This window comes from Dinghuibacter silviterrae (assembly GCF_004366355.1).
Lineage (GTDB): Bacteria > Bacteroidota > Bacteroidia > Chitinophagales > Chitinophagaceae > Dinghuibacter > Dinghuibacter silviterrae.
The window spans coordinates 1,870,725-1,895,787 of the sequence record NZ_SODV01000002.1; the positions used below are offsets into that span (position 1 = coordinate 1,870,725).

The following is a 25,063-nucleotide window of genomic DNA, read 5'->3' on the forward strand; positions in this document are numbered from 1 at the left end:
TAGTTCCCTTTAAATTAGTGGTAATCATTGTTAAAAGCAACACAAAACCCCTTCCGGACAAGATAGGTTTACGCCTTCGCCCTCCAGCTAAGCATCCACTGCACTCCATACTGATCGGTGCAGCTCCCGAAATAATCACCCCAAAACATATCCGCGAGCGGCATGGTTACTTTACCACCGGCGGACAGGGCGGCAAAAAGGCGATCCGTCTCCGCACGGGTATCCGGCTCCAGGCAGATGTGCATGTTGTCCCCGAAAGTCAGATGGAACCCAAAGGACTCCGGGGCGTCCGTACCCATGAGCATGTGACCGCCCAGGATGGGCAGCGACACGTGCAGCACGAGGTTTTTGTCCGCGTCGGACATGGGGGGTGCTCCGGGCTGGGGAGGGGCGTCGCCAAAGCGTGCGATAGGCGCACCAAATTCGGTTCCGAAGACCGTCTTGTAAAAGTTGAAGGCTTCCTCGGTACTCCGGGCGAAATTAAGGTAGGTGTTAACTCTTGACATGATCTATGGTTGGATGGTTTATATCATAGCTGAGCATCCATTGGATGCCGAATTTGTCGCGGCACATGCCGAAATAAGCCCCCCAGAAGGTCTTGTTGAGGGGCATTTCGATCTTGCCGCCCGCCGACAAGCCCTTGAACAGGGTATTGGTTTCTTCCTCACTTTCGGTGTGGACGACGATGTGGTAGTTGTTCCCCGGTGTCAGGGTCTGCTCCATGGAGTCCAGGGTGTCGGTGGCCATGAGGAGCCCTTTGCCGAGGGGCAGCGAGGCGTGCATGATCATGTTTTGCTCATGCTTTGGCATCTTCTCGAAACCCGGGCTGTCCTTAAAACGGTGGAAGGCGATAAACTCGCCTCCGAAAACCGATTTATAGAAATTCATGGCCTCTTCCGTATTGCCGGGAAAATTCAGGTAGTGTGTGGCTGCAATCATGCCTCAAATATAGAGCGGCCGGTTGGTTCGGCGCGTAGGCGAATACGACAATGTGAAGGGGGGATTGCGACAAAATTTTGTACATTCAGCACATGATCGATATTTCGATTCTGGTGCTGAAAAACGCCGTCCCGGCCTCGGTTGCAGACGCCGCCTATGTTTTTTCCATCGTCAACGACCTCCTGGAACGGTCGGGTAGGGAACCCCTTTTTCGCGTCCGGCTGGTGGGTTTGTCCAGGGAAGTGCGATTAAACCAGTTTACGATAAAACCGGACGTGACGATGGAGGAGGTGGAACGGACCGACCTGATCATCATTCCCTCCATGACGGGGGACGCGCTGGCGGCGACCTATATCAACAAAGATTTTGCACCCTGGATTGTAGATATGTATAAGGATAGGGGAGCGGAAGTGGCCAGTTTTTGCGTAGGCGCCTTCCTGCTGGCCTTTACCGGTTTGTTGAGCGGACATCAGTGCACGACGCACTGGGCGTACGCCAACGAGTTCCGCTACTATTATCCCGACATCGACCTGGTCGACGAAAAAGTCATTACGCACCACCAAGGGCTCTATTCAAGCGGGGGGAACAATGCGTACTGGAACCTGTTGCTTTTTCTTGTGGAAAAATACGCCGGCCGCGAAATCGCCATCCATACCGCCAAGTTCTTCGTGGTGGACCTGGACAGGACGATCCAGTCACCGTTTATTATTTTTGCCGGGCAAAAAAACCACCGGGACGAAGCGATCAAAAAGGCCCAGGAATACATTGAACAAAACTACGCGGAGAGCCTGAGCGTGGACAAGATAGCAGATACCTTCAACGTCAGCCGGCGGACCTTCGAACGACGGTTTAAAAAGGCCACGCGCAACACGGTGGTGGAGTACATCCAGCGGGTCAAGATCGAGGCTACCAAGAAACAACTGGAGATCGGCCGGAAATCCATCCACGACGTGATGTACGAGGTCGGATACGCAGACATCAAAACCTTTCGGGAAGTCTTCCGGAAGGTCACCGGGATGACCCCCAACGAATACCGGAACAAATACAACGCCCTGCAGGCCTAGTCCTCCTTACGGGGCCGTGTAAGCACCACCAGGCCACCCGCCCCCAGCCCCAGGATGGAGGCGCATCCCATATAGAACAAGGTCGTATCGACCCATTCCAAAAAGCTGTATTTAATCGGCTCGCCCAGCAGGGACTGGACGCCCAGGCCAACGGTCCCGTCAAAAAAACTCAGCAGCAGCGCAAACGCCACGCCCAGTCTAAAACCACGGAGCCGGGCTCCTTCGTACGCCGCGGCAAAATAGATCAGCAGGGTCAGCCAGAAAAGGCTGGCCTCCTCGATATGCAGCCTGGGGGCACCCACAACGGCAAAAACATCAAACAACAGCAAAATGCCGGCGCAGGCCAGCCAGGTCAGGTACACTTTTTTCATAGCCGTACATACCGTTCAATGATCTCCCGGTCGATTCCTTCTTTGTCATTCTTTTCCATACCCCTTTGTACCAGTGTGTCTCCATGGAGGGATACGGTGAAGGTAAATGTCTTGTTTTCCCAATTATGATCCCCGTAATAATCCAGGTGCTCCGTATACTGGTCCCCCGTAAGCGTATAGCTGCCGCCGCCCCCGTCAAAGTGGTTGGAAGAATCCCTGGCCGGGTTCAGGTCATGTTTCAGAAAAGCGAAATGGTTGTCGTTGATGATCTTGATAAATTCCTGCCCCTTCGTATAATCAGTCACCTCGGAGACCCCCTTGGTGATGGTCGTTCCTGTGAGGAGCTTCCAGGTGCCGTTCAACCGCACCGAGGGCTTGCATGCGCAAAACGACAGGGCGATGACGCAGGTTAGTAAAGTTGGTTTCATAGGCTAAAGATATTATTTTTATCACTATATGATTAAAGAATACTACGTCTCCCGAACCAGCTTTATCATCCTCGCCGTCATCATTTGCGGCTATATCGCCCTGGTGTTGTGGAGCGCCGGCCGTATGGGGTCTACACTCGTTTGGTTTCGCCTCCTTGTGTTGGTACCCATTTTGTTTGTTTTGCCCAGGAGGCTGCGCCTGCTGCGGCTTTTGCGGACGGGAACCCCCGCGCTCTGCCTGACCCCCGATGCCCTGGAGGTTAATATTACCGGGAAAACGTATCCCTGGAAAGACATCAAAGAGATCCGGCAGCGTTCGAGCGTTGCCGGCCGGGGCAGACCCTCCGATATCCTTGTAACGATGGCGGACGACAGCACCGTGTCCATCACGGCGGGTAGCCTGGAGGCAACATTGGATGATATACTGGGGGAATTAAACCAATACCAAAAACGCTACGGCCGCGCCTAGCGCCTACTCCGTCCTCAAACTCCTAGCCGGACTAGCCATCGCCGCGCGCAGCGCCTTCCCCCCTACGGTCGCCAGGGCGATCGAGCAGGTCAAACCCGCCGCGCCGGCGAATATCCACCAATGCACCGCGGTGCGATAGGCGAAATTCTCCACCCAGTGGTGCATGACATAATACCCAATGGGCACGGCAATGAGCGTACCTAAAAGGATGGGGCGGAGCAGGTCGGAAACGAGCAGCAGGACGATGTTCCGGACCGATGACCCCAGGACCTTGCGAACGCCGATCTCCTTAAAGCGGCGGGCGGTAGTGAAGGAGGCCAGGCCGAAGAGTCCGAGACAGGCGATCAGGATGGCCAGGCCTGAAAACAGTCCCAGAATGGTTTGCTGGCGTTCGTCCGTTTTGTACAGCTCGTTGAAGTCCTGGTCGAGGAAATGGTATTCGAAGGGATAAGCCGGGGCGGCGCGTTTATACGCCTCTCCAATCTGCCGGAGGGCGGGCCGGAGCGCTCCCGGTTGAACCCGGATAAGGATAACCCGGTTGTCTGCTCCCGGCGTGATGATCAGGGGTTCTATTTCTTCTTTCAGGGACTGGAAGTTGAAATCATCCACCACACCCACGATCCGGCGTTGCTTGTTATCGGTGGAGGTATTTTGAACCCAGTGGCCCAGGGCCTGGGCCGGGGTATAACCCAGTTGGGCGGCGGCCGATTTGTTGACCAGGACAGCGTCCGTGGAGTCCGTCGGGAAGCTGGGAGAAAAGTCCCTGCCTGCAACGACCTTCAGCCCCAGGGTGGGCACGATCTGGAAATCACTGAACTCGGTACGGGCATTGAAGACCTGGTCATTCCTGCCGTCGGTCTTGAAACCCATCCCGTCGAAAAAACCGCCGGGGTCCCCGGACATCATGGATACGGACTCGATGCCCGGCTGTCCTTCCAGGGTAGTTTTGAAAAGACGCCGGTGGTTGTAGATATCATAATTGTCTATGGACACCACGACGGTTTGGTCCCGGTTGTAACCGACATTGGTGTGTTGCACAAAGTACAGTTGGTTCATCATGACCAGTGTTCCGACGATCAGGAAGACGGAAATGCCAAACTGAACGACGACGAGGGCCTGCCGGAAAAAGGAACCGCCCTTGCCCAAACGAAGCTTTCCCTTCAGGGATTCGATCGGCTTAAAAGCGGATAGGACAAAGGCAGGATAACAACCCGCCACAAAGCCCACCAGCAGAGTCACGCCCACGAGGAAGACGTACAACGGCCACGTCGACCAGGAAACGACCAGGGTCCGTCCCAGCAACTGGTTATAAGCGGGCATGAGTATGGCCAGGAATGCCACCGACAAAAGGCAGGACACGGCGGTCAGCAAGATGGATTCCCCTATGAACTGGCGGACCAGGTGCGATTTGAGGGCGCCCAGGACTTTCCGGAGCCCCACCTCCTTCGACCGTTCCACCGCCCGGACGGTGGACAGGTTGGTAAAATTGATACAGGCGATCAACAGGATCAGCGCGGCGATGGACACAAAGACAAACACAACCGCCTTGTCCCCATGCCGGACGGGGTCATAACTCGTGGATTCAAAATAGACCTTAGGCAGGGCCGTCATTTCCAGTTTGAAGTGAAACCCTTGCGCCCGCATAGCTTTACCCATGTACTTTTCCATAAAGGCCGGAAGCGCCGCCCTCAATGCCTCGGGGTTGGTGTGGTCCTTGAGCAAAACATAGGTGAACCAGCCATTGTTGGGCCAGGCGTTGGGCGTCGTATCGTGGGGCTCGTAGGCCTGGTTGACGACAATATCGAACTGCAGGTGCGAGTTGGGCGGTACGTCCCGGGCCACCCCGGTGACCTTCAGGGGCACCTGCCTGTCCATCTCGATGACCTGGCCGATGGGGTCCCGGTCGCCAAAGTATTTTTTAGCCGTACTTTCCGTGAGGACGACGCTCCGTGGGTCTTTGAGCGCTGTGGCCGGGTCCCCCTTCACCAGGGGGAAGGAAAAAAAGGAAAAAAAATCGCTGTCCGCCTTATACACACCCGGCTCGTTAAAAGAGCGATCCCCCAACGTGAAAAGATCGTTGTCGGGGCGGACGCGCACCGCCTTTTCGATCATGTCCGGAAAATCGTTCAACAAGGCCGTGGCATACGGATAGGATACCCAGACCGCTTGCCGGTTCGTCCCTTCGACGAGGAAGCTGCGTCGAAGACGATAGATCCTGTCTGACTTGACATGAAAATTGTCCACGCTGTACTCGTTGAGAATAAACAGGTAGATCATCATGCAAACCGTGATGGCGATCGTCAGCCCGGCGATATTGATCAAGGAAAAGACCTTATTCTTTGCCAGGTTTCGCCAGGCGATGGTGAAGTAGTTTCGGAGCATAACGGACAGGGCGTAAAAAACATGCCCGTTTTCAACGCGCTGACAATCAGGGCCGTTTGCAACCGCCCTGTTCGCTATTGATACACTTCATCGTTCAGATCCGCCCGCCCGGAAACGCGTGGGTGTCATCCCCGCGCGTGCCCGGAAAAACTTGTTGAAATGGCTCAGGTCGGTAAAACCCAGCTCATTGCTGATCTCCTTTATGGACAACGAGCTGTGCAGGAGCCGGTTTCGGATGTGCTGGAACTTGTACCGGCCGACGTATTCCCGCAGCGTAACGCCGGTATGGGTCCGGAAAAAAGGGCCGAGATAGTGGGCGGAAAAACCGAAGACCGCTGCGAGGTGTTCAGCTTGTGTATAGGCGGGGCAATAGATGTGCTGATGAATATATTGAAGAAGCCCGGTAACCTTGTCGGCGTGTTTGCCCGCAACTGCTAAAGACGGGCGCTTCGCAAGAGACAGCAGGGCTTGGATGAGGAAAAAAACCGTGCCGCCTTCATCCTGCTGCGCGTCAAGGATCAACCGGCAGATCCGTTCCGCTTTATCTGTATCCGGTGCGTTGTGCAGGAGCGAGCCACGGCACTCGGTCATAGGGCGCAAATACTGCTCCGAAAACTTTATAAAGGTGAATTCCGTTTCCTTCTCCAGGACGAACCGGTGGACGTCATGAGGGGACAACAGGAAAAGACTGGGGCCTTCGAAGGGGATATGCAGGCCCGAAAGGCAGTGTGTGCCCTTGCCCCTATGCACGAAGATCAACTCGAAATGGTTGTGGTTATGAAGCGGGTGTTTCCACCGCCGGGTCACGAAGTGATCGATCTTCAGGCGGTCGTACTGCAGGTAGCGTTTCATGGGACAAAATTACCAGGAAATAGTAGAAATATACAAGCAGACCGGTGCCCCGCGGCCGAGCTTTGTCCTAAAAAAATGAAAACAGCATTGATCGTCGGCGCCAAGGGCGTGATTGGACAGAACCTCGCGGACCACCTGCGCAAACTCCCGGACTGGAATGTCATCGGGCTTTCGAGACGGGACGGAGGTCCTGACCTCATCGATCGGGACGACGTCGAGCGGAAGCTCGGTACGCTGACGGAAGTAACGCACATCTTTTACGCCGCCTACCAGGACCGTCCCACCTGGTCTGAGCTGGTGGCGCCCAACCTGGCCATGCTGGTAAACGTGGTCGAAGTGATCGACCGCGTCGCGCCCGGCTTGACGCATGTCAGCCTGATGCAGGGATATAAAGTCTATGGCGCCCACTTAGGACCCTTTAAAACACCTGCCCGGGAAACCGATGCCCGGCACATGCCCCCGGAGTTCAATGTAGACCAACAGGATTTCCTGGAATCCTTCCAGCAGGGAAAACGCTGGACCTGGTCGGCGCTCCGGCCCTCCGCGGTGGGCGGGGTGGCACTGGGCAACCCGATGAACCTGGCGATGGTTCTGGCCATTTATGCCACGATGTCGAAGGCGCTGCGCGTGCCCTTTCGTTTCCCGGGCAAACCGGGGGCATACCACAGCCTCCTGGAGCTGACGGACGCCGAACTGCTGGCCAAGGCGACCGTCTGGGCGGCCACCGATCCGCGTTGCGCCAACCAGGCCTTTAACATCAACAACGGCGATATGTTCCGCTGGAGCGAACTTTGGCCAAAGATCGCCGCCTGGTTCGAACTGGACGTCGCGCCCCCGCTACCCATGTCCCTGGAAACCATCATGGCGGATAAGGCGCCGCTATGGACCGAACTGGTACGGCGTCATGAGCTGTATCCCCATACCTACGCTGAAGTCTCCTCCTGGCGGTTTGGGGACTTTGTTTTTGCCTGGGACTACGACATGATTGCAGACGGGTCAAAGGCGAGGCGTTTCGGCTTCCATGAGTTCGTGGAAACCGAGGCGATGTTCTACCGTATTTTTGACGATATGCGGCGGCAAAGAATGATTCCTTAGATCCGCGCAGCAATATCCGCGGCCACTTCGGCCAGCCGGTTGGAGAACCCCCATTCATTGTCGTACCAGGAAGCAATCGACAGCAGATCACCTTCCCGCGCCGTGAGCGGCAGGTCCATCAACGAAGAATGTACATCGGCGACGATCCTGGACGAAGCCCACTGACCTTCCAGCACGTCCATCACGCCGTGCAGGGGGCCTGACGCGGCGGCGGCCCGGAAGGCATCGTTGACCTCCGCCACCGTACAGTCTTTTTCGGTGACAAGAATGAGCTCGGCAATGCTGCCCGTACGGGTGGGTACGCGGTACGCCTTGCCCGTGACCTTCAGGTCCTTCCAGATAAATTGAAGCGCCCTGGCCGCGCCGGAGGAGGAGGGGATGATGTTTTCCGCGGCGGCCCAGGAATCCCGGATGTCCTTCATCGGCTGGTCGGTCAGGGATTGGGAATTCGTATAGGAATGCACGGTGGAAAACAAACCGTACCGGATGCCGAAGTTTTCAAGGATGACCTTGATCGGCGCCGCGAGCGCATTGGTCGTACAGCTCCCCATGCTGATGATGTGGTGTTTGTCCGGTTGAAAGGTGTCCAGGTTGATCCCTTTCAGCAGTACCGCGTCACAATCGGCCAGGGTCTTTGAAGGCGCGCTCACCAGGACGTACTTCGCGCCCCGGTCGAGGTGGGCCTGTGCGCCCGCCCGTTGCGTGGCCCTCCCCGTACAATCCACCACGAGGTCCACCCCCAGCTTTTTCCAGTCGGGGAGTTCCCTGGTGGCGTTGAGGTAAAGGATTTCCCTTCCACCGATCGTTAGTGATCCTTCTTTTCCGGACACGGGTTCGTGCCAGCGGCCGTAATTGGTATCCACGGCAAAAAGAGCGGCTAAGGTAGCCTCGTCCTTGATGTCAGAAATGGAAGCTGGAATAAAAAGTTCTCTGGACAGGCCAATACGAAGGAACTGGCGTCCGATACGGCCGAAGCCGTGCAGGGCGATCTTTTTCATAGAAGAGGTGGTGTTTAGGTCTCCAAATGTAGGCAAAAGCACCCGGACTATTCGTGGACTGCAGGCGCGACGCGGAGCCGCTCTCTGACTGCAGGCGCTACCTGCGCACCCAACAGCTCGATGGAATGCATCAGGCTGGCGTGGGGAATACCCCCGGAAATGGTCTGCGCGAGGTAGCGCGAATTCCCAAAGAGGCCGTGCATGTAGATTATTTTTTCCACCACTTCTTCCACGCTACCCACCAGCAACGGACCTTCCGGTCCCCGCAACTGTTCGAATTGCTTCCGGGTGAGTGGGCTCCAGCCGCGTTCCTTTCCGATCCGGTTCATAAGCGTTTCGTAGGTCGGCCAGAATTCCTCGGCCGCCTGGTCCGACGTGTCGGCGATATGGAGATGGGCGTTCACTGCCAGGGGCGGCGCCACCAAGTGTCCCGCTTCGCGCGCCGCTTCCCGGTAGAGCTTGACCAGGGGCACGAACTGCCGGGGCATGCCGCCGAGGATGGCCAGTGTCAGGGGAAGGTTCAACGCCCCCGCCCGGATCACCGATTGAGGTGTGCCGCCCACCGCGACCCAAACGGGCAACACATCCTGGTATGGCCTGGGATACACCCCCAGCCGCGGAATCGCGGCGCGGTGTTTACCTTTCCAGGCGATGACCTCCTTTTCGCGGATCGCCAGGAGCAGCTCCAGCTTTTCAGAAAAAAGTTCGTCATAATCGTCGAGGTCATAACCGAACAACGGGAAGGATTCAATGAAGGAGCCACGCCCCGCCATGATCTCCGCCCGACCGGAGGAGACGAGGTCCAGCGTGGCGAAGTTTTGAAAGACCCTGACCGGGTCCGCCGAGCTCAAGACCGTCACCGCGCTCGACAACCGTATCCGTTTGGTCACCGCCGCGATCGCCGCGAGTACCACTTCCGGGGACGATACCACGTAGTCCGGACGGTGGTGCTCGCCCAAAGCGAAAACGTCAAGCCCTAGCGCGTCCGCCAGTTTGGCCTCTTCCAAAAGTTCCTGTATCCGGCGGTGTGCGTTGACCGCATGCCCCGGCACGCAGTCCGGGTGTATTTCTCCAAAGGTGCTGAGTCCAAGTTCCATGGGCGCAAAGGTCGGGAATATCGAATCCGGACGAACAGCGTCCGGATTCGTACACCGCCCGCCGTTTAAGTTATTGACAACGAATGCTTAGTGAATCGGCATCGTATTGGTGCGCCCAAACACATGTTCCGCAACTACCTTACCACCGCCCTCCGCAACCTGCGAAAGAACCGGATGTTTACCCTGGTCAATGTCGCCGGTCTGGCCATCGGCACCCTTTGTTGTCTATACATTGTCTTGTATGTGGAGGACCAGTACAGCTATGACCGGCATAACATCCGGGCGGAGGACATATATCGCATCGACAGCCATTTCGGCATCGGGGGGCAGGCGTTCAGCAGCGTCACTACATCGCCTCCCATCGCCCCCCAATTGAAAAAAGATTTTCCCGAGGTGGAACAATACACCCGCGTCGTGCCTACCAGCATGTTCGGGATAAAAGAACACCTCGTCCGCTATAAGGAAAAGGCATTTTATGAAAGCGACGTGGACTTCGTGGATTCCACCTTTTTTGACGTATTTACCTATCACTTCGACAGGGGGACCGCGGGGGCAAGCCTCCTCGAACCGTATACGGTCGTTTTGCTAAAACCCACGGCCGACAAAATTTTCGGGGACGAGGATCCCCTGGGCAAGGTCATCACGATCGACAACGCCTATGGCAAACACGACTTCAAGGTCACGGGTGTGGTGGACGAAAGCCTGGGCAAGTCCCACATCCACGCCAATATGTTCCTGGCCATGAACAGCAACGGGATCGGCGCCTATGCCTATAGCGTCAACCAGTGGGCGGGGGAGAACTTCACTCATGCGTATATACGCCTTGCGCCGGGTGCCCATCCTGCCCGCCTCGAAACGGCGCTCCCGGCTTTTCTCGACCGGTATGGCGCGGACCAGCTCAAAAAGGTCGGGATGCACAAAAAGCTGATGTTGCAGCCGCTCCTTTCCATCCATACGACCACTGGCTACATCGGGGAGATGACCCGACCCACCGGAAAAACCTTTCTCCGGATACTGATGCTCATCGCCCTGCTCATCCAGGTGATTGCGTGCATCAATTTCATGAATTTGTCGACAGCCCGCGCCTCCAAAAGGGCAAAGGAAGTCGGTGTCCGCAAAGTACTGGGCGCGGGCCGGAAAGAATTGGTCCGGCAGTTCCTGGGAGAGTCTCTTTTGTTGGTGTTGATCGGGACCGGCATCGCGATACCGTTGCTGTATATCGCCCTTCCCCAACTCAACCAGCTGACAGGCGCGGACATCCCGCTACACCTCGCCGGTAACGCCAGCGTATGGGCTCTTTTTATAGCCATCGTCCTCTCAACGGGTTTCCTGGCAGGGAGCTATCCCGCCTTTTACCTCTCGGCCTTCCGGGTGATCAAGGTGATGAAAGGCAATTTTACCAGCCATATTTCCGCGGGCGGTATCCGCCGTTCCCTGGTGGTGTTTCAGTTTACCCTGTCCATCCTGTTGGTGACGGGGATCGTCGTGATCCGGAGCCAGCTCCACTACGTCATGCAAAAAGACCTGGGTTTTTCCCAGGACAAGCGCATCGTCTTTTTCTTTCGTAATGACAACGCCGTGGCGCACATGCCCGCCTTCGTGGAAGATCTTCGCCAGTTATCCTCCGTCAAGGCCGTGGGCCGGTCCACTTTTTATCCCAGCCAGGACGTTTCCAATGACTGGCCTTTTTACCGGCCCGGGCAAAATCCCCTCTCGGCGCTGGATCCGAAGTTCTACATCACCGACGAACACTTTGTCCAGGCCGCCGGTATCACGCTTGTCAGCGGGCGGGACTTTCGGGAGGGGGACTCCAGCCGCGTGATTATCAACGAAACGATGGCGCGCAGGTTGGGACTTGATCCCGCAAAGGCGCCGGGTACCCGGTTGATCCCGTTGAACAATCCACCTGTCGAGATTGCGGGTGTGATGAAGGATTTCAACTACGCCTCCTTATATGAAGACGTAAAGCCGTTTATGCTTTGGTGCGGACCCCATGGCATCAACGGATGGAGCGCCTACCCGTCCGACGTGCTCGTTAATACCAATACGGATGACTACAGCGCCTTTATGGAACAGGCACTGGCGATCTGGAAAAAAGACCTGCCGGGAGAACCCATCCAATATCGTTTTATGAGCGACGATATCCAACTCCAATACGAAGCGGACATTACCCTGGCGAACATCATCAATACGTTCGCCCTCATCGCGGTCTTTATCTCTTGTTTGGGACTCTTCGGGCTGGCAGCCTTTAGCGCCGAACAACGCACCAAGGAAATCGGCATCCGGAAGGTGCTCGGCGCCAGCGTCGGCGGGATCGTCCAATTGCTTTCCGGGGACTTTGTAAAACCGGTCCTCTTAGGTTTCGCCATCGCGACCCCTGTCGCCTGGTGGGCGATGCACCGGTGGCTCCAGTCCTACGCCTACAGGGTTCCCCTTAGCTGGTGGATGTTTGTCCTGGGTGGTGTACTGGCACTCACGATTGCCTTGCTGACCGTAAGCCTCCAGGCGTTACGGGCAGCAAGGGTTAATCCCGTGAAGAGTTTGCGGTCGGAGTAGCGCTCCCTAGTTGCTGGCCGGGGTCGCATCGCTATCCTGTACCTTCCGCCCATGCATATTCCTGGACGAAACGTCGTACTTGTCGATGATGCTCTTGTCGATCAGCAGTTTGGCTTCCACGCCCCCGGGTTGGATGAAATAGGCATTGCCTTCGTACATGACCTTGCCGGTACCGTTGATCCAGTTCTGGGCCTCCACCTGGTAGATGTTGTTCCCATAAGCCGGTACGCCAAAGGCCAGGTACTGACCGGGGCCGCTTTCAAAGGCGACATTGACCGAATTGGTATAAAAACCGGTGCAAACCCCCGGGGTTCCCTTCTTTAGTTTAATGATATTGATGTACTTCCCGTTGACCAGCCTGACCCGGCCGTCGGTGACTTTGGCATCCCTTGACGCCACTTCCCTGCGCAACTCGACACTGCGGTCGATGTAGAACTGGACTTTTTCAGGGGGGATGTGATCCCTTTCGAGACGGGCACGGACGTCAGAGGTAAAATACGATTTGTGGCCAGCGCAGGAGCTGAGCAAGACGATAGCCACCAATGCGGCACCTTTCATCAGATTCATAGTAGGCTTAGATTGTGAGGTGAAAGGTACTTAGAATGTCCATTCGTCCCAACGTTTAATCCGAAATCAGCCTTTTTGACCGTTTTAACGTAAATTCCCTTTCGTAAAAACAACAAACGTGTCAGACATCCTCTCGGTCCGCAGCCTTCGGAAGACCTACCAGAGCGCAGGAAAGACCCTCACCGTTTTACAAGACATCGACTTTACCTTCGATACCGGTTCGACCAACGCCATCATCGGTCCCTCGGGGAGTGGGAAAACCACCCTGCTCGGGATCTGTGCCGGTCTCGACCGCCCCACCTCCGGTGACGTCGTCCTGGCGGGACAGGAGCTCAGCCGGTTGTCCGAGGACGAGCTCGCGGCGTTGCGCAACCGCTCCGTCGGTTTTATTTTCCAGAATTTCCAGCTCATGCCCAGCCTGACCGCGGTGGAAAACGTGATGGTCCCCCTCGAACTCCGGAAAGACCGGGAGGCCCGCGCCAAGGCCATGGACCTCCTCGACCGCGTTGGTTTGTCGGACCGTTCCCACCACTATCCCATCCAATTGTCCGGTGGCGAACAGCAACGGGTGGCCCTTGCCCGGGCGTTCTCCAATCAGCCCACCATTCTTTTTGCCGACGAACCCACCGGCAACCTCGACGCAGAAACCAGCGATAAAGTTGTCCAGTTGCTCTTTGGTCTCAACCGGGAGGTGGGTACCACCCTCGTGCTCGTCACCCACAATGCCGAGCTCGCCGCCCAGACCCAGCGCGTCATCCGGATAAAGGGAGGGCGGCTCGTATGAATTGGATTCTTCGCATGGCCTATAGGGACAGCCGGCGCAACCGCTCCCGTCTCCTGCTCTTTATGGGCTCCATCAGCGCGGGGATTGCCGCCCTGGTGGCGATCTATTCTTTTGGCTACGATTTGAGGCGCAATGTCGATGAACAGGCAGCGTCGCTGATCGGGGCGGACCTGACGCTGTCTTCCAACAGGGTGCCGGGGCCGCGTGCGGCGGCGTTCATCGACTCGCTGGCGACTCCTGGAACCGCCCGCTCTGACGAAGAAAACTTCGGCTCGATGGCCCTTTTCCCCCGCACCGGCTCCACCCGCCTGGTACAGGTCCGGGCGCTCGCCGGCGCCTATCCCTACTACGGCAGCCTGGAGACCACGCCCGTCGGCGCCGCCACCGCGTTCCAGCCCGCGCACGCCGCCCTGGTCGAAAAATCCCTGGCCCTCCAGTTCAACGTCCGCCCCGGTGATTCGGTCCAGATCGGCAACCATACGTTCCCGGTAGCCGGCACCCTCGAAAGCTATCCGGGTGGCAACGGGCTCACGGCGACCATGGCCCCCGTCGTCTATATCCCGCTCAGCGACATGGCGTCCACCGGGCTCAACCAGGTTGGGTCCCGCGCCAGGTATAGTTACTACTTCCACTTCAAACCGGGAACCGACGTCGACAAACTCGCCAGCGACCTCGAACCCGAATTCGAGCGGGATTCCCTCCGCTACGAAACCGTGGCCATGCGCAAAGAATCCACCGGCCGCGTCTTTACCGACCTCACCCGTTTTATGTCCCTGGTCGGTTTCCTCGCCCTTTTGCTCGGGTGTATCGGCGTCGCCAGTGCCATCCAGATTTATATCCGGGAGAAAACCGCCACCATCGCAGTGATGCGCTGCCTGGGCGTTACCGTCCGCAAAGCCTTTTTGATTTATCTCCTCCAGGTCGCCGGTATCGGTTTGATCGGCGCGCTGATCGGCGCGGTGGTCGGGGTAGGGGTCCAGCAGCTCCTGCCGCGCGTCATGAAGGACGTCCTCCCCATCACCATCACCACCGCCGTTTCCTGGGCCGCGATCGGGCAGGGGATCGCGCTCGGGCTCATCATGGCCCTTGTTTTTGGGTTGTTGCCCCTGCTCTCCATCCGGCGCATCACCCCCCTGTATACGCTGCGGTCCTCTTATGAGCACGGCCCCCGCACCAAAGACCCCTGGCGGTGGCCCGTTTACGTCCTGGTGCTGGCCTTTATCGCCGGGTTCACCTGGCTCCAGCTTCGCCAGAAAGCACCCACGTTCTTTTTTACATTTGGACTCCTGTTGGCGTATTTCCTGCTCAGCCTCGTCGGCCGTTTCCTCATGGCTATCCTGAGACGGATCACCCGGACTTCCTGGAGCTTCCCGGTACGTCAGGGTTTTGCCAACCTCTACCGGCCCAACAACCAGACCCTCATCCTCGTCGTCTCCATCGGTCTCAGCACGGCCCTTGTCTGCACCCTGTTGTTTATCCAGCAGATCATCGTCCACCAGCTCGTCCTTTCTTCAAGCAAGAGCCAGGCCAACATGATCGTCTTCGACATCCAGGCCCGCCAGGAAAAAGGCGTCGACTCCCTCCTCCACGCCCGCGGGCTCCCCATCATCGAAAAGGTCCCCATCGTCACGCTGCGTTATACCTCCATCAAAGGGAAAACATCCGCCGACAGCGGCCGCCTATGGCACGCGTTTAACGAAGAACTTCGCGTCACTTACCGCGATCACCTCACCAATACCGAGACCATCACCGATGGTAAATGGACCGGCCAGGCGGGCTCCCCCGGTACCCCTGTCCCGGTTTCCCTCGAAGAACGCTACGCTCAAAACCTCGGTCTCAAACCGGGAGATTCCCTCGTCTTCAACGTCCAGGGCATCCCCGTCGAGGCTACGGTAGGATCCTTGCGCAAGGTCGAATGGAACCGAATGCAAACCAATTTCCGCATCGTGTTCCCCACCGGTGTGCTCGAACAAGCCCCTCAGTTCCGCGTCCTGCTGACCCGTACGCCCTCCACCGAAGCCGCCGCCGGCGCCCGCCAGGCGATCGTCCGCGCCTTCCCCACCGTATCCGTCATCGACCTCGGGCTCATTTTGTCCGTCCTCGACAGCCTCCTCGACAAGATCAACTACGTCATCCGTTTCATGGCCGCCTTTAGCATGGTCACCGGTCTCATCGTCCTTATCGCGTCCGTCCGCAACAGCAAATACCAGCGCATCCAGGAAAGCGTCCTCTTGCGCACCCTTGGCGCCGGCCGCCGCACCGTTTTTAGCATCAACGCCCTTGAATATATTTTCCTTGGCTTTTTGTCCGGCCTGACCGGCATCCTCATCGCCCTCGTTGCCAGTTGGTGCCAGGCCCGTTTTTTGTTCAAGCTGCCTTTTGCCATCTCCTACGGACCACCCCTGGTGCTGCTCGTGCTCGTGTCCCTGCTCACCATGACCGTGGGGCTGCTCAACAGCCGCGGTATCCTTAACCGGTCTACGTTGGAGGTATTGCGTAATGAAGTATGAAAAATAAAGCTATGACCCGCTTCTTTTTTGTCTGCGCGCTTCTCCTCTCGGGGCTTTTGTTGTCCAATTGCCACGGCGGCGGCGACGCCACCGCTCCCGCCCGCGACACCGTTGCTGCTGCTCCGGACACCCGAAAGACCATCCTTTTCTTCGGCAACAGCCTCACCGCCGGCTACGGCCTCCCGGAGACCAAAGACGCTTTTCCATCTCTTTTGCAAAATAAGATAGACGCCCTCCACCTCCCCTACAAAACCGTCAACGCCGGCAACAGCGGCGAGACCTCCGCCGGCGGCCTCGGCCGGATCGGCTGGGTCCTCCGGCAACCCGTGGATATTTTTGTGCTGGAACTCGGCGCCAACGACGGCCTCCGCGGTCTCCCCGTCGACCAAACGAGCACCAACCTCCAGGCCATCATCGACAGTGTCCGCCTGCGGTATCCCCACTGCCGCTTCCTGTTGCTCGGGATGCAGGTGCCGCCCAACCTCGGCCAGCAGTATACCGCGGACTTCAAGGCGATCTTTCCGGCGCTCGCTGCCAAGAACAATACGCAGTTGGTGCCCTTCCTCCTGCAAGGCGTTGGCGGCGTTCCCACCCTCAATCAAGGGGATGGGATACATCCCAATGTAGAAGGCGAGCGCATGGTTGCGGATAATGTATGGGCTGTACTCAAGGGCATGCTATGACCCCTTCTTCACGTCCTGCAAAAACTGCGTCGGCGTCTTCCCAAACTCTTTTTTGAACGCCTTTGTAAAATAGGACTGGCTCTGGATCCCGATCCGGTACATCACCTCCGTAAAAGGTACGTCCTCGTGGAGAAGGATGTGCACCGCGCGTTTCAGACGGATCGTCCGCACGAATTCGCCGATCGACTGCCCCGTGATTTGTTTGATTTTTTGGTACAGGCGGGTGCGGCTCATCCCCAGTTGACTGCAAAGGTATTCCACGTCCAGGTCGGGGTTGACCAACTGCGCCTCGATAGTTTCCAGGAGCGCGTCCATAAACGCCTTGTCCTTTTGCGAATGCACCAGCTCCCGGGCCTGCACCTGGTAGTCCCGCTGGTAGCGGTCGCGCAACTTTTGCTGGCGCTGGAAAATATTCCGGACCGTCGCCAGTAACAGGTCCATGCTCAGGGGTTTTGTAAAGTAGTGGTCCGCGCCCGACTCCACACCCTCCAGCTGCGCGCTCCCCGTATTCTTCGCCGTCAGCATCAGGAAGGGAATGTGGCTCGTCCCCAAGTCCTGCTTGACAAGCCGGCAAAGCGCGACCCCGTCCATTTTGGGCATCATCACGTCGCTCACGATCAGGTCCGGGGCGTCCTCCCTGATCCGCGCCCAGCCCTCTTCCCCATCCCCCGCGGTGTCCACCCGGTAGAAGGGGGCAAAGGTTTCCTTCAGGAAGTCGCGGAGTTCGGTGTTGTCTTCGACGATGAGCACCAGCGGCGCTTCTTCGCCGGGGGTGCCCTCCGCGTCTTGTGGGAGCGCGCCCTCCGCCGCCTCGCCCGGCGCGTCCGCGCCGCTTGCAGCAACACCGCCTGCAGCAGCACCGCCCACTGCCGCAACTCCCGCCTGCGGCGCCAGTTCCTGGTCCACCCCCGCCGTGCGGATACTCTCCAACTGCACCCTGCCCGCGGGCAGCCCAACCGCCCAGCGCTCTGCAGCCGTGTATTCCTCTTCCTCTGACGGAATACCCACAATAATCTCCGTACCCTTATAGCGCTCGCTATAGACGAAAATGTCTCCCTTATGCAGTTGTGTTAGGCTTCGGACAAATGCCAGCCCCACGCCCGACCCCAGGTGGGATTCGGAAATGCGGTAGTAGCGTTCGAAGAGGTGCGCGATGGACTCTTTCGAGATGCCGATACCGGTGTCCGCCACGCGGATATACTGGTAGCGTTTGGCGCGGCGGTCGCTCCGGAGCACGAGCTCGTGGGCAAAAGAAGGCGTAAAACCGTCCAGGCCGGGAAGCGCCTTCAGCGTGATTTCCCCGCCGGCGTCCGTATACTTGAAGGCGTTGTGCAAGAGGTTGAGGACGATCTTTTCGAGAACCTGGCGATCAAACCAGGCCGGGGCCGCCTGGCCCGTTTCGACCTTGAAACGGATATTTTTTTCCGCGGCCCAATCCTTGAATTCGTCCGCGATCTCATCCAGAAAAAGGTCCAGACGGCCCGGCATCACGTGAAGTGACAAGGTCCCCGTCTCCAGTTTCCGGAAGTCCATCAGCTCGTTGATCAACCCCATCAGCCGCGTCGCATTCCGGCGTATAGAGGCATAATAATGGGTCAGGGTGGGGGAGACCTCCATCTTGTACAGCTTCTCCACCTGGCCTAAGATCAGCGTCAGCGGCGTCCGCAACTCGTGTGAGATATTGGTAAAAAACTGGAGCTGCACCTGGTGGATTTCCTCCCGCTTTTTTTCCTCCAATTTTGCCAGCTCCAGGCTGCGTTTAAAACGATAATAGGTATAAGCGCCGCCCGTAACGGCCAGCGCTACCAGGGCCGCAAACCACCAGGTCTTCCAAAACGGGGGCGCGATCACGATCAATACGCGGGCGCCCTGTTCATTCCAAACCCCGTCGTTGTTGGAGGCCTTCACCCGCAGGACATAAGTGCCTGGGTCAAGGTTGGTATAATTCGCCTTGTGTTCGTTGCCCACATAGTGCCAGTCCTTGTCAAACCCTTCCAGCATATACGCGTACTGGTTGTTTTCGGGGACTGAATAGTTCAGGGCTGTAAAGGTGAAGGAAAAGGTAGATTCCCGGAAACCCAGCCGCAGCGTATCTTTCGCGTCCACCCGTTGCCCGCCAACCTGGAAGCCCGTGATGTACACCGGCGGAATGTAAGGATTCCGTTGTATATCTCTTGGAAAAAAAGCGTTAAACCCATTGGTGCCTCCAAACAGCATTTCCCCCGCCCGTGTCTCCAGGTAAGCGCCCGGTTCGAACTCCAACCCCTGCAGCCCGTCCCCCCGGTTGTATCGCGTAAACGCGTAAGTGTCCGGGTTGAAACAGGTCAGCCCGCCTCCCGTGCTGATCCAGAAATTGCCCAGCCCGTCTTCGATGATCCCCTTGATAAACTCATGCGAAAGCCCCGCCTTGTCCGTATAGCAAGAAAAAGTATCTTTTGCCGCGTCATACAAAAAAAGCCCCGACCGTCCGATCCACAGCCGCCCCCGGTGGTCGGTAAAAATGACCCGGATGTCCGGCATCTTTCCCTCGTGCGTGAAGTAATGCGACCACCGCCCCGTCCGCAGGTCGCAGCGGTTGAGGCCCCCGTCGTCCGTACCGGCCCAGAGGTTCCCCCCGGCGTCCTCCCCCAGGGAGACGACGTTGTTGCCCTGCACCTGTGTCTCGCCCGCTTCGTCCCCCCTGACCCGGCGAAAGGTTCCCCGGCCCGGATCCAACAGGTTCAACCCCCCGAAATACGTCCCCACCCAGAGCCGCCCCTTCCGGTCCTCGAATGTTTTTTGTACATAATTAGAGCTGATCGAGGTCGTGTCCCCCTCCCGGTGCAGGTAACGCGTAAAGGTCCCTGTCTCCGGATGAAAAAGGTTCAGCCCCCCCTCCCAGGTCGACACCCACCGTCTCCCGCTTTTGTCCTCCGTCACGTCCAGGACCGCATCCGACCCCAGGCTCTTTGGATCGTAAGGGTTATACCGGTACGCCTGCCACCGGTTCGCACGCCGGCTCCAGACATTCAACCCGCCTCCGTCCGTGCCAATCCATATATCCCCTTTGGCGTCTTCAAAAAATGCACGGACATCGCTGTTCGTAAGCCCGTCCGCCGTGGTTCCCCCGGCCGCGCCCTCCCGTGAAGGATACTTTCTAAACTTGGCCGCGCCCGGCATATATACATTGAGGCCGCCCCGGTGCGTCCCCACCCAAAGGTTCCCCTGGTTGTCTTCGAAAATCGCCGACACCGTCCGTTGCGATAGGCTCGACGCATCCAGTGGATCGTTTTGATAGTGAAAAAAATGTTCCGTCGACGCCTCGAAAAGATTCAGCCCCCCGTTGATACAACCCACCCAGGCACGCCCCTCCCGGTCCACCAGGATGCTTTTGATCATATTCCCCCCGAGGCTCGAAGGGGTTTTGTCTTCGTGGCGGTAGCGCACCAGGTTCGCGGCGTTCGCTGTCGCCTCTCCGGCATCGGCTGTTGCCTTTCCCGCACTCGCTTTCGCCTTTCCGGCGTCCGCCGATTGTCTTCCGGCGTCCGCCGGCACATGGTACACCCATACGCCGTCTTCCGCCGTCCCCAGCCAGAGGTCCCCGGAGGCGTCCGCGCGGATGACCAGAACCGGCGGTAAAGGGGCGCCGGTGGCGTGGATCACTTCGTCGCGAGGGGGAGCGCCGCCCGCACCCATCGCGCTCCTGCCCGTACCTATCGCGCTGCCGTCCGCCCCCATCGCGCTGCCGCCCACGCCCATGCGGCTCAGCCCCACCTCACTGCCGATCCAAAGCGTCCCCTCCGGACGCAGGCTTAGCGCGTTGATGTGCGCCCCAAAAGTGGGCACCCGCACCAGCCCCTTCCCCCCATAGTACAACCCGCCCCCATCGGTCCCCACCCATAGGCCACCGGAGCTGTCCGCCGCCAGTGCGTTAATCGCGCCCGCGGGATAACGGGTAAAGGTTTGGGTGGAAGGATCGAAACGGTTGAGCCCATTGGACGTCCCGATCCAAAGCGTGTGCGCCGCGTCCTCGGTGATACAACGGACATAGTCGTCACTCAGGCTGCCGTTATCCCCGGCCCTGTTCCGGTAGACGGTCATGTCGTTCCCGTCATAGCGGTTCAGGCCGTCCCTGGTGCCTAGCCATATAAACCCATGACTGTCCTGGAATATGCATTCGATGGTACTGTTGGAAAGACCCTGTTCGTACCCGATGTGCCGGAACGGCAAACTGGGTGCCTGCCCGAAACAGCGCCCGGCAAGCAAAAAACTGGCGGGCAAAAAAAAGGCGACCCACAATGGAAACCTCACAATTCGGCAAAACCGCATAGCCGAAATTAATCCTTTTGCCCATCCACAGGGGTTCCCGCGGCAGAAAATGAACGCCAGGACCATAAAAATGAACGTCGAAGCAAAGCCCCAGGCGCGGGTAAGACCTAATTTGGTGCCGGATCAATTTATCATATATGCTGCGTTGCTGGTTGTGCAGGCTCTGCTTTCTCGCCTTTGTTTTTCTGGCGAAAGGGGTTTTTCCCGCGAACGGACAAACCCTGACCCACAGGACCGTCTCCATAGATGAGGGCTGGCGTTTTCACCTCGGGGATGCGTCCGACCCGGCGCGGGACTTCGGATACGGCCTGGAGACGATTTTTTCCAAGTCCGGAAAAGCGGGCGGGACCGCCATTGACGCCCGCTTCAACGATAGCGCCTGGGACCCGGTGCGGCTGCCCCATGACTGGGCGGAAACCCTGCCCTTTGTGCCCTCCGACAACTTCGACGTGGCGTCGCACGGCTTCAAACCCATTGGGGGCCGGTTCCCGCAAACCAGCATCGGCTGGTACCGCCGGCACCTCGCGGTCCCTGCCTCCGATTCCGGGGCCCGTTTCGTGCTCCAGTTCGACGGCATCTTTCGCGACGCCAGGATCTGGATCAACGGTTTTTACCTGGGGCGCAACGAAAGCGGCTACCTGGGTGCATCGTATGACATCACCGACTACCTGGACTTCCACCACGACAACGTCCTTGTCGTCCGCGTCGACGCCACCCAATACGAGGGTTGGTTTTACGAGGGGGCGGGGATATATCGCCATGCATGGTTGCATACGTACCAGCCGGTATACATTCCGTCGGACGGGCTCTTTATCCACGCGGAGGTGGCGGAGCCGCCCGCCGCGCCCGCACCCGGCGGCCTGGCAACCACGGCCGTGTCCGCGCCGGGCACACCGACGTCGTCCGTCGCCATCGTTCACGTCGAAACCACCGTCATCGGCAACCGTTTCGTAACCGACACCTGCACCGTCGTTACCTGCCTCACCACGCGCGAAGGCCGGCGCATAGGCGCCCCCGTATACACGCCCGTGGCGCTTGCCCCGGGAGGCCTTGCGGCAACCCAGGCCACGGCCCAGGCCACTGCCCAGGCCACTGCGCGGGTGCCCACTGCCCGCCTATGGTCCCCCGACGACCCCTATTTATACCGCGCCACCGTCCTGATCATGCAAGACGGCAAAGTCATCGACAGCACCACCCAACGCTTTGGCATCAAAACAGTCCGCCTGGATGCGGAGAAAGGACTTTTTCTCAACGGCACACACCTGGAAATAAAAGGCGTCGACTGCCACCAGGACCACGCGGGTGTGGGCAGCGCCGTTCCCGACGCCCTTCAGTACTACCGCGTCCGTTTGCTCAAGGCCATGGGGGTGAACGCTTACCGGACGGCGCACGCCGCCCCGACCCCGGAGCTCCTGGACGCCTGCGACAGCCTGGGACTTTTGGTCCTTGACGAAAACCGTTTGCTCAACAGCAGCCCGGAGTACCTGGACCAGTGGGAGCGGCTGATCCGGCGCGACCGCAGCCGTGCCTGTGTTTTTCTTTGGTCGATCGGTAACGAGGAAGGGCATATCCAAACCCGGGCTACGGGCCGGCGTATCGCGGAGACCCTGATCCAGCGGCAAAGGCTGCTGGATCCTACGCGGACCTGTACGTATGCAGCCGACCTGCCCGACGTTTACCAGGGCGTCAACGAAGTGATCCCGGTCCGGGGATTCAACTACCGGCAGTTTGCGGTGGCGGACTACCACAGGGACCACCCCGGACAACCCATCATCGGAACCGAAATGGGAAGCACGGTGACCACCCGCGGTTTTTATAACCCGGACCCGGTGACGGGGGCATTCCGCGTCGACTCCGCCCGGGGATACCTCCCCGACCAGGACATCAGCGCGCCCTGGTGGGCGAGCCGGGCGGAAACCTGGTGGACCCTGGCCGCCGCTCAGCCCTGGTGGATGGGCGGTTTTGTATGGACGGGGTTTGACTACCGGGGGGAGCCCACGCCTTTTGCCTGGCCGGTCATCCACTCCCACTTCGGGCTCATGGACGACTGCGGTTTCCCAAAGAACATCTATTATTATTACCAGTCCTGGTGGACCAACCGGGAAGTCCTTCATATCTCCCCGCATTGGAACTGGAAGGGCAGGGAGGGTCAGCCCATCGCGGTCTGGGTCAACAGCAACGCCGACCAGGTAGAGCTCCGGCTCAACGGCAAAAGCCTGGGGGAGAAAGCCATGCCGCGCAACGGCCACCTCGAATGGACGGTGCCTTTTGCCCCCGGCCGGCTGGAGGCCATCGCTCATAAAGGCTCCCAAAAATTCAAAACGGCCGTCGAAACCACGGGCGCACCCTACCGGATTGTCCTGGAACCCGATACAAACGCTATAACAGCGGATGGAAAGGACGCCCTCGTAGTCAACGTCCATGTGGTGGATCAACAGGGACGGGAAGTGCCCGACGCCCAAAACCTGATCCATTTTGCCCTGAACGGAGCCCCCGCCCGTTTTATCGGCGCCGGCAACGGCGACCCCACCAGCCATGAGCCGGACCAGTACCCCGCCGGGGGGTGGCAACGGCATTTGTTCAACGGCAAGTGCCAGGTCATCCTCCAGGCGGCGGGCGGGTCGACAGCGGCGAGCGGTCCGACGATAACGGTCCGCGCCGAAGCGGACGGCCTGCAGCCCGCGGAAGTGACGATCCGGACCGGGCCATAAGGCCGCGGCGCCAAGGCCGGCGGCCAAAAAGTCCATTAGAACCAAAAAAATGCACACCCGAGCAACCCCTCCCCAACAGATGCACGTAATTTTCCCACCAGAAATCAAAAATGTATGATCCGCCAAACGATTGCCTGTCTATTCGTACTTATTTGCGCCCTTAGCTGTTCCAAAAACAATTCCGGTACAAAGACCACCACGACCACGAGCGACACCCCCGACGCCTCGGCTTCTTCGTTTGCCAACGGGGCCGACGTGAGCTGGGTGACGCAAATGGAAGCCTCGGGTTATAAATTCTACAACAGCAGCGGGACGCAGGAAGACCTTTTTGCGATCCTAGGCGGTCTGGGCATCAATTCCATCCGGCTCCGGGTATGGGTCAATCCGTCCGGGGGCTGGTGCAACACCGCCGACGTCCTTGCCAAGGCAAAACGGGCAAAAGCCGCCGGCATGAACATCATGATCGACTTCCACTACAGCGATACGTGGGCCGACCCCGGACATCAGACCGTACCGGCTGCCTGGGCAGGTTTGGATTTCACCGGCCTCATGAATGAAACCTACAATTATACGCTAGCGGTGCTGGATACGCTCAAGGCCGGGGGGATCACCCCTACCTGGGTACAGGTCGGAAACGAAGTGTCCAACGGCATGTTGTGGCCCGACGGGGAAGCCTCGCTGAACATGAAAAATTTCGCCTGGCTGGTGAACTGCGGATACAATGCCACCAAGGCTGTTTTCCCGAACTGTAAAGTTATTGTGCATCTTGCCAACGGCTATGACAACACCACGTTCCGCTGGTTGTTCGACGGTCTGAAGTCCAACGGCGCATCCTGGGATGTCATCGGGATGTCCCTGTATCCCACGACCTCCAATTACACAACCCTCGATGCAGAGTGTTTGTCGAATATGCAGGATATGGTATCGCGGTATGGCAAACAGGTCATGATCTGCGAGGTCGGTATGGAAGAAGATCAGCCCACCATAACGGAGGCTTTTCTGAAAGACATCATCGCCAAGACCAAATCCGTATCGGGTGGTCTGGGTGTATTTTATTGGGAACCCGAGTGCTACAACAACTGGCAGGGCTACGGCCTGGGCGCCTTTGGCAGCAACGGGGAACCAACGGCGGCATTAAGCGCATTTTAAAAGACAAATAACCCTTAAGGATCGGTCAGCCCGGCGCTGCGACCCCAGGATTCCGACGGGCCGCCTGGGGCAGTGATCAGGGTGGGGGCCGCCGGGCCCC

19 protein-coding genes are annotated in these 25,063 nt (G+C 58.4%); 9 read left to right on the forward strand and 10 right to left on the reverse strand.

The window, feature by feature from the left end; translation table 11 throughout:
• Positions 1-68 precede the first annotated feature (68 nt).
• Positions 69-506, reverse strand: coding sequence for a VOC family protein (locus EDB95_RS24900; RefSeq protein WP_133998994.1), 438 nt, complete (start codon positions 504-506; stop codon positions 69-71).
• The gene (locus tag EDB95_RS24905) at positions 493-939 is read right to left on the reverse strand and encodes a VOC family protein (protein ID WP_133998997.1); all 447 of its coding nucleotides are present in this window, start codon (positions 937-939) and stop codon (positions 493-495) included. Before EDB95_RS24905 ends, EDB95_RS24900 begins: the two co-directional genes overlap by 14 nt.
• Before the next feature lie 92 nt (positions 940-1,031).
• Here EDB95_RS24905 and EDB95_RS24910 point away from each other — a divergent pair, with 92 nt between their 5' ends.
• Entirely contained in the window at positions 1,032-2,003 is a 972-nt protein-coding gene (locus tag EDB95_RS24910; protein ID WP_133999000.1) for a GlxA family transcriptional regulator, read from the forward strand.
• Here EDB95_RS24910 and EDB95_RS24915 read toward each other — a convergent pair.
• Positions 2,000-2,374: a hypothetical protein gene (locus EDB95_RS24915; protein ID WP_133999003.1), complete on the reverse strand. Its 375-nt coding sequence runs from the start codon at positions 2,372-2,374 to the stop codon at positions 2,000-2,002. The genes EDB95_RS24910 and EDB95_RS24915 overlap by 4 nt on opposite strands.
• Positions 2,371-2,802, reverse strand: coding sequence for a hypothetical protein (locus tag EDB95_RS24920; RefSeq protein ID WP_133999006.1), 432 nt, complete (start codon positions 2,800-2,802; stop codon positions 2,371-2,373). Before EDB95_RS24920 ends, EDB95_RS24915 begins: the two co-directional genes overlap by 4 nt.
• A gap of 28 nt (positions 2,803-2,830) precedes the next feature.
• On the opposite strand from EDB95_RS24920, the gene EDB95_RS24925 reads away from it, so the two are divergent.
• Positions 2,831-3,271, forward strand: a complete 441-nt coding sequence (locus EDB95_RS24925; RefSeq protein ID WP_133999009.1) for a hypothetical protein — start codon at positions 2,831-2,833, stop codon at positions 3,269-3,271.
• A gap of 3 nt (positions 3,272-3,274) precedes the next feature.
• Here the strand turns inward: EDB95_RS24925 and EDB95_RS24930 are convergent, their stop codons facing one another.
• Together EDB95_RS24930 and EDB95_RS24935 are read right to left on the reverse strand one after the other, a co-directional pair.
• On the reverse strand, positions 3,275-5,653 hold the full coding sequence (locus EDB95_RS24930) for an ABC transporter permease (protein WP_133999012.1): 2,379 nt from the start codon (positions 5,651-5,653) through the stop codon (positions 3,275-3,277).
• Positions 5,654-5,740: 87 nt separating this feature from the next.
• Positions 5,741-6,505, reverse strand: a complete 765-nt coding sequence (locus EDB95_RS24935) for an AraC family transcriptional regulator (protein WP_133999016.1) — start codon at positions 6,503-6,505, stop codon at positions 5,741-5,743.
• A gap of 75 nt (positions 6,506-6,580) precedes the next feature.
• On the opposite strand from EDB95_RS24935, the gene EDB95_RS24940 reads away from it, so the two are divergent.
• Complete coding sequence (locus EDB95_RS24940; protein WP_133999019.1) at positions 6,581-7,600, forward strand: SDR family oxidoreductase; 1,020 nt, start codon at positions 6,581-6,583, stop codon at positions 7,598-7,600.
• On the opposite strand, the gene EDB95_RS24945 is transcribed toward EDB95_RS24940, so the two are convergent.
• Both EDB95_RS24945 and EDB95_RS24950 read right to left on the reverse strand, forming a co-directional pair.
• Positions 7,597-8,598, reverse strand: coding sequence for a type I glyceraldehyde-3-phosphate dehydrogenase (locus EDB95_RS24945; RefSeq protein WP_133999022.1), 1,002 nt, complete (start codon positions 8,596-8,598; stop codon positions 7,597-7,599). The two genes, EDB95_RS24940 and EDB95_RS24945, sit on opposite strands and share 4 nt — an antisense overlap.
• A 47-nt stretch (positions 8,599-8,645) precedes the next feature.
• Positions 8,646-9,695 carry an LLM class flavin-dependent oxidoreductase gene (locus tag EDB95_RS24950; protein WP_133999025.1) on the reverse strand — a complete coding sequence of 350 codons (1,050 nt, stop codon included), beginning with the start codon at positions 9,693-9,695 and terminating at the stop codon, positions 8,646-8,648.
• A 123-nt stretch (positions 9,696-9,818) separates the two neighbouring features.
• On the opposite strand from EDB95_RS24950, the gene EDB95_RS24955 reads away from it, so the two are divergent.
• Entirely contained in the window at positions 9,819-12,251 is a 2,433-nt protein-coding gene (locus EDB95_RS24955; protein ID WP_133999028.1) for an ABC transporter permease, read from the forward strand.
• A 6-nt stretch (positions 12,252-12,257) separates the two neighbouring features.
• Here the strand turns inward: EDB95_RS24955 and EDB95_RS24960 are convergent, their stop codons facing one another.
• Positions 12,258-12,818: a hypothetical protein gene (locus tag EDB95_RS24960; RefSeq protein ID WP_133999031.1), complete on the reverse strand. Its 561-nt coding sequence runs from the start codon at positions 12,816-12,818 to the stop codon at positions 12,258-12,260.
• 118 nt (positions 12,819-12,936) lie between these two features.
• On the opposite strand from EDB95_RS24960, the gene EDB95_RS24965 reads away from it, so the two are divergent.
• The 3 genes from EDB95_RS24965 to EDB95_RS24975 are packed head-to-tail and all read left to right on the forward strand — an operon-like array spanning position 12,937 to position 16,795.
• The gene (locus EDB95_RS24965; RefSeq protein ID WP_133999034.1) at positions 12,937-13,602 is read left to right on the forward strand and encodes an ABC transporter ATP-binding protein; all 666 of its coding nucleotides are present in this window, start codon (positions 12,937-12,939) and stop codon (positions 13,600-13,602) included.
• Complete coding sequence (locus tag EDB95_RS24970; RefSeq protein WP_133999037.1) at positions 13,599-16,112, forward strand: ABC transporter permease; 2,514 nt, start codon at positions 13,599-13,601, stop codon at positions 16,110-16,112. The genes EDB95_RS24965 and EDB95_RS24970 overlap by 4 nt, the downstream gene beginning before the upstream one ends.
• An 11-nt stretch (positions 16,113-16,123) precedes the next feature.
• On the forward strand, positions 16,124-16,795 hold the full coding sequence (locus EDB95_RS24975; protein ID WP_133999040.1) for an arylesterase: 672 nt from the start codon (positions 16,124-16,126) through the stop codon (positions 16,793-16,795).
• On the opposite strand, the gene EDB95_RS24980 is transcribed toward EDB95_RS24975, so the two are convergent.
• Positions 16,790-21,085: a hybrid sensor histidine kinase/response regulator transcription factor gene (locus EDB95_RS24980; RefSeq protein WP_211352210.1), complete on the reverse strand. Its 4,296-nt coding sequence runs from the start codon at positions 21,083-21,085 to the stop codon at positions 16,790-16,792. The genes EDB95_RS24975 and EDB95_RS24980 overlap by 6 nt on opposite strands.
• A gap of 155 nt (positions 21,086-21,240) precedes the next feature.
• Here EDB95_RS24980 and galA point away from each other — a divergent pair, with 155 nt between their 5' ends.
• Positions 21,241-23,814 (forward strand): beta-galactosidase GalA, encoded by a 2,574-nt coding sequence (gene galA, locus EDB95_RS24985; RefSeq protein WP_133999046.1) that lies wholly within the window; start codon positions 21,241-21,243, stop codon positions 23,812-23,814.
• Between the two features lie 114 nt (positions 23,815-23,928).
• A complete protein-coding gene (locus EDB95_RS24990) occupies positions 23,929-24,963 on the forward strand; it encodes a glycoside hydrolase family 53 protein (protein ID WP_133999049.1) in 1,035 nt (344 codons plus the stop codon).
• Positions 24,964-25,063 lie beyond the last annotated feature (100 nt).

Coding starts and splice junctions, on each gene's coding strand:
- EDB95_RS24940 (WP_133999019.1), top strand. CDS start 6,581: ATGAAAACAGCATTGATCGTCGGCGCCAAGGGCGTGATTGGACAGAAC.
- EDB95_RS24955 (WP_133999028.1), top strand. CDS start 9,819: ATGTTCCGCAACTACCTTACCACCGCCCTCCGCAACCTGCGAAAGAAC.
- EDB95_RS24990 (WP_133999049.1), top strand. CDS start 23,929: ATGATCCGCCAAACGATTGCCTGTCTATTCGTACTTATTTGCGCCCTT.
- EDB95_RS24935 (WP_133999016.1), bottom strand. CDS start 6,505: ATGAAACGCTACCTGCAGTACGACCGCCTGAAGATCGATCACTTCGTG.
- EDB95_RS24905 (WP_133998997.1), bottom strand. CDS start 939: ATGATTGCAGCCACACACTACCTGAATTTTCCCGGCAATACGGAAGAG.
- EDB95_RS24950 (WP_133999025.1), bottom strand. CDS start 9,695: ATGGAACTTGGACTCAGCACCTTTGGAGAAATACACCCGGACTGCGTG.
- EDB95_RS24975 (WP_133999040.1), top strand. CDS start 16,124: ATGACCCGCTTCTTTTTTGTCTGCGCGCTTCTCCTCTCGGGGCTTTTG.
- EDB95_RS24930 (WP_133999012.1), bottom strand. CDS start 5,653: ATGCTCCGAAACTACTTCACCATCGCCTGGCGAAACCTGGCAAAGAAT.
- EDB95_RS24900 (WP_133998994.1), bottom strand. CDS start 506: ATGTCAAGAGTTAACACCTACCTTAATTTCGCCCGGAGTACCGAGGAA.
- EDB95_RS24960 (WP_133999031.1), bottom strand. CDS start 12,818: ATGAATCTGATGAAAGGTGCCGCATTGGTGGCTATCGTCTTGCTCAGC.
- EDB95_RS24945 (WP_133999022.1), bottom strand. CDS start 8,598: ATGAAAAAGATCGCCCTGCACGGCTTCGGCCGTATCGGACGCCAGTTC.
- EDB95_RS24925 (WP_133999009.1), top strand. CDS start 2,831: ATGATTAAAGAATACTACGTCTCCCGAACCAGCTTTATCATCCTCGCC.
- EDB95_RS24910 (WP_133999000.1), top strand. CDS start 1,032: ATGATCGATATTTCGATTCTGGTGCTGAAAAACGCCGTCCCGGCCTCG.
- galA (WP_133999046.1), top strand. CDS start 21,241: ATGCTGCGTTGCTGGTTGTGCAGGCTCTGCTTTCTCGCCTTTGTTTTT.
- EDB95_RS24970 (WP_133999037.1), top strand. CDS start 13,599: ATGAATTGGATTCTTCGCATGGCCTATAGGGACAGCCGGCGCAACCGC.
- EDB95_RS24915 (WP_133999003.1), bottom strand. CDS start 2,374: ATGAAAAAAGTGTACCTGACCTGGCTGGCCTGCGCCGGCATTTTGCTG.
- EDB95_RS24920 (WP_133999006.1), bottom strand. CDS start 2,802: ATGAAACCAACTTTACTAACCTGCGTCATCGCCCTGTCGTTTTGCGCA.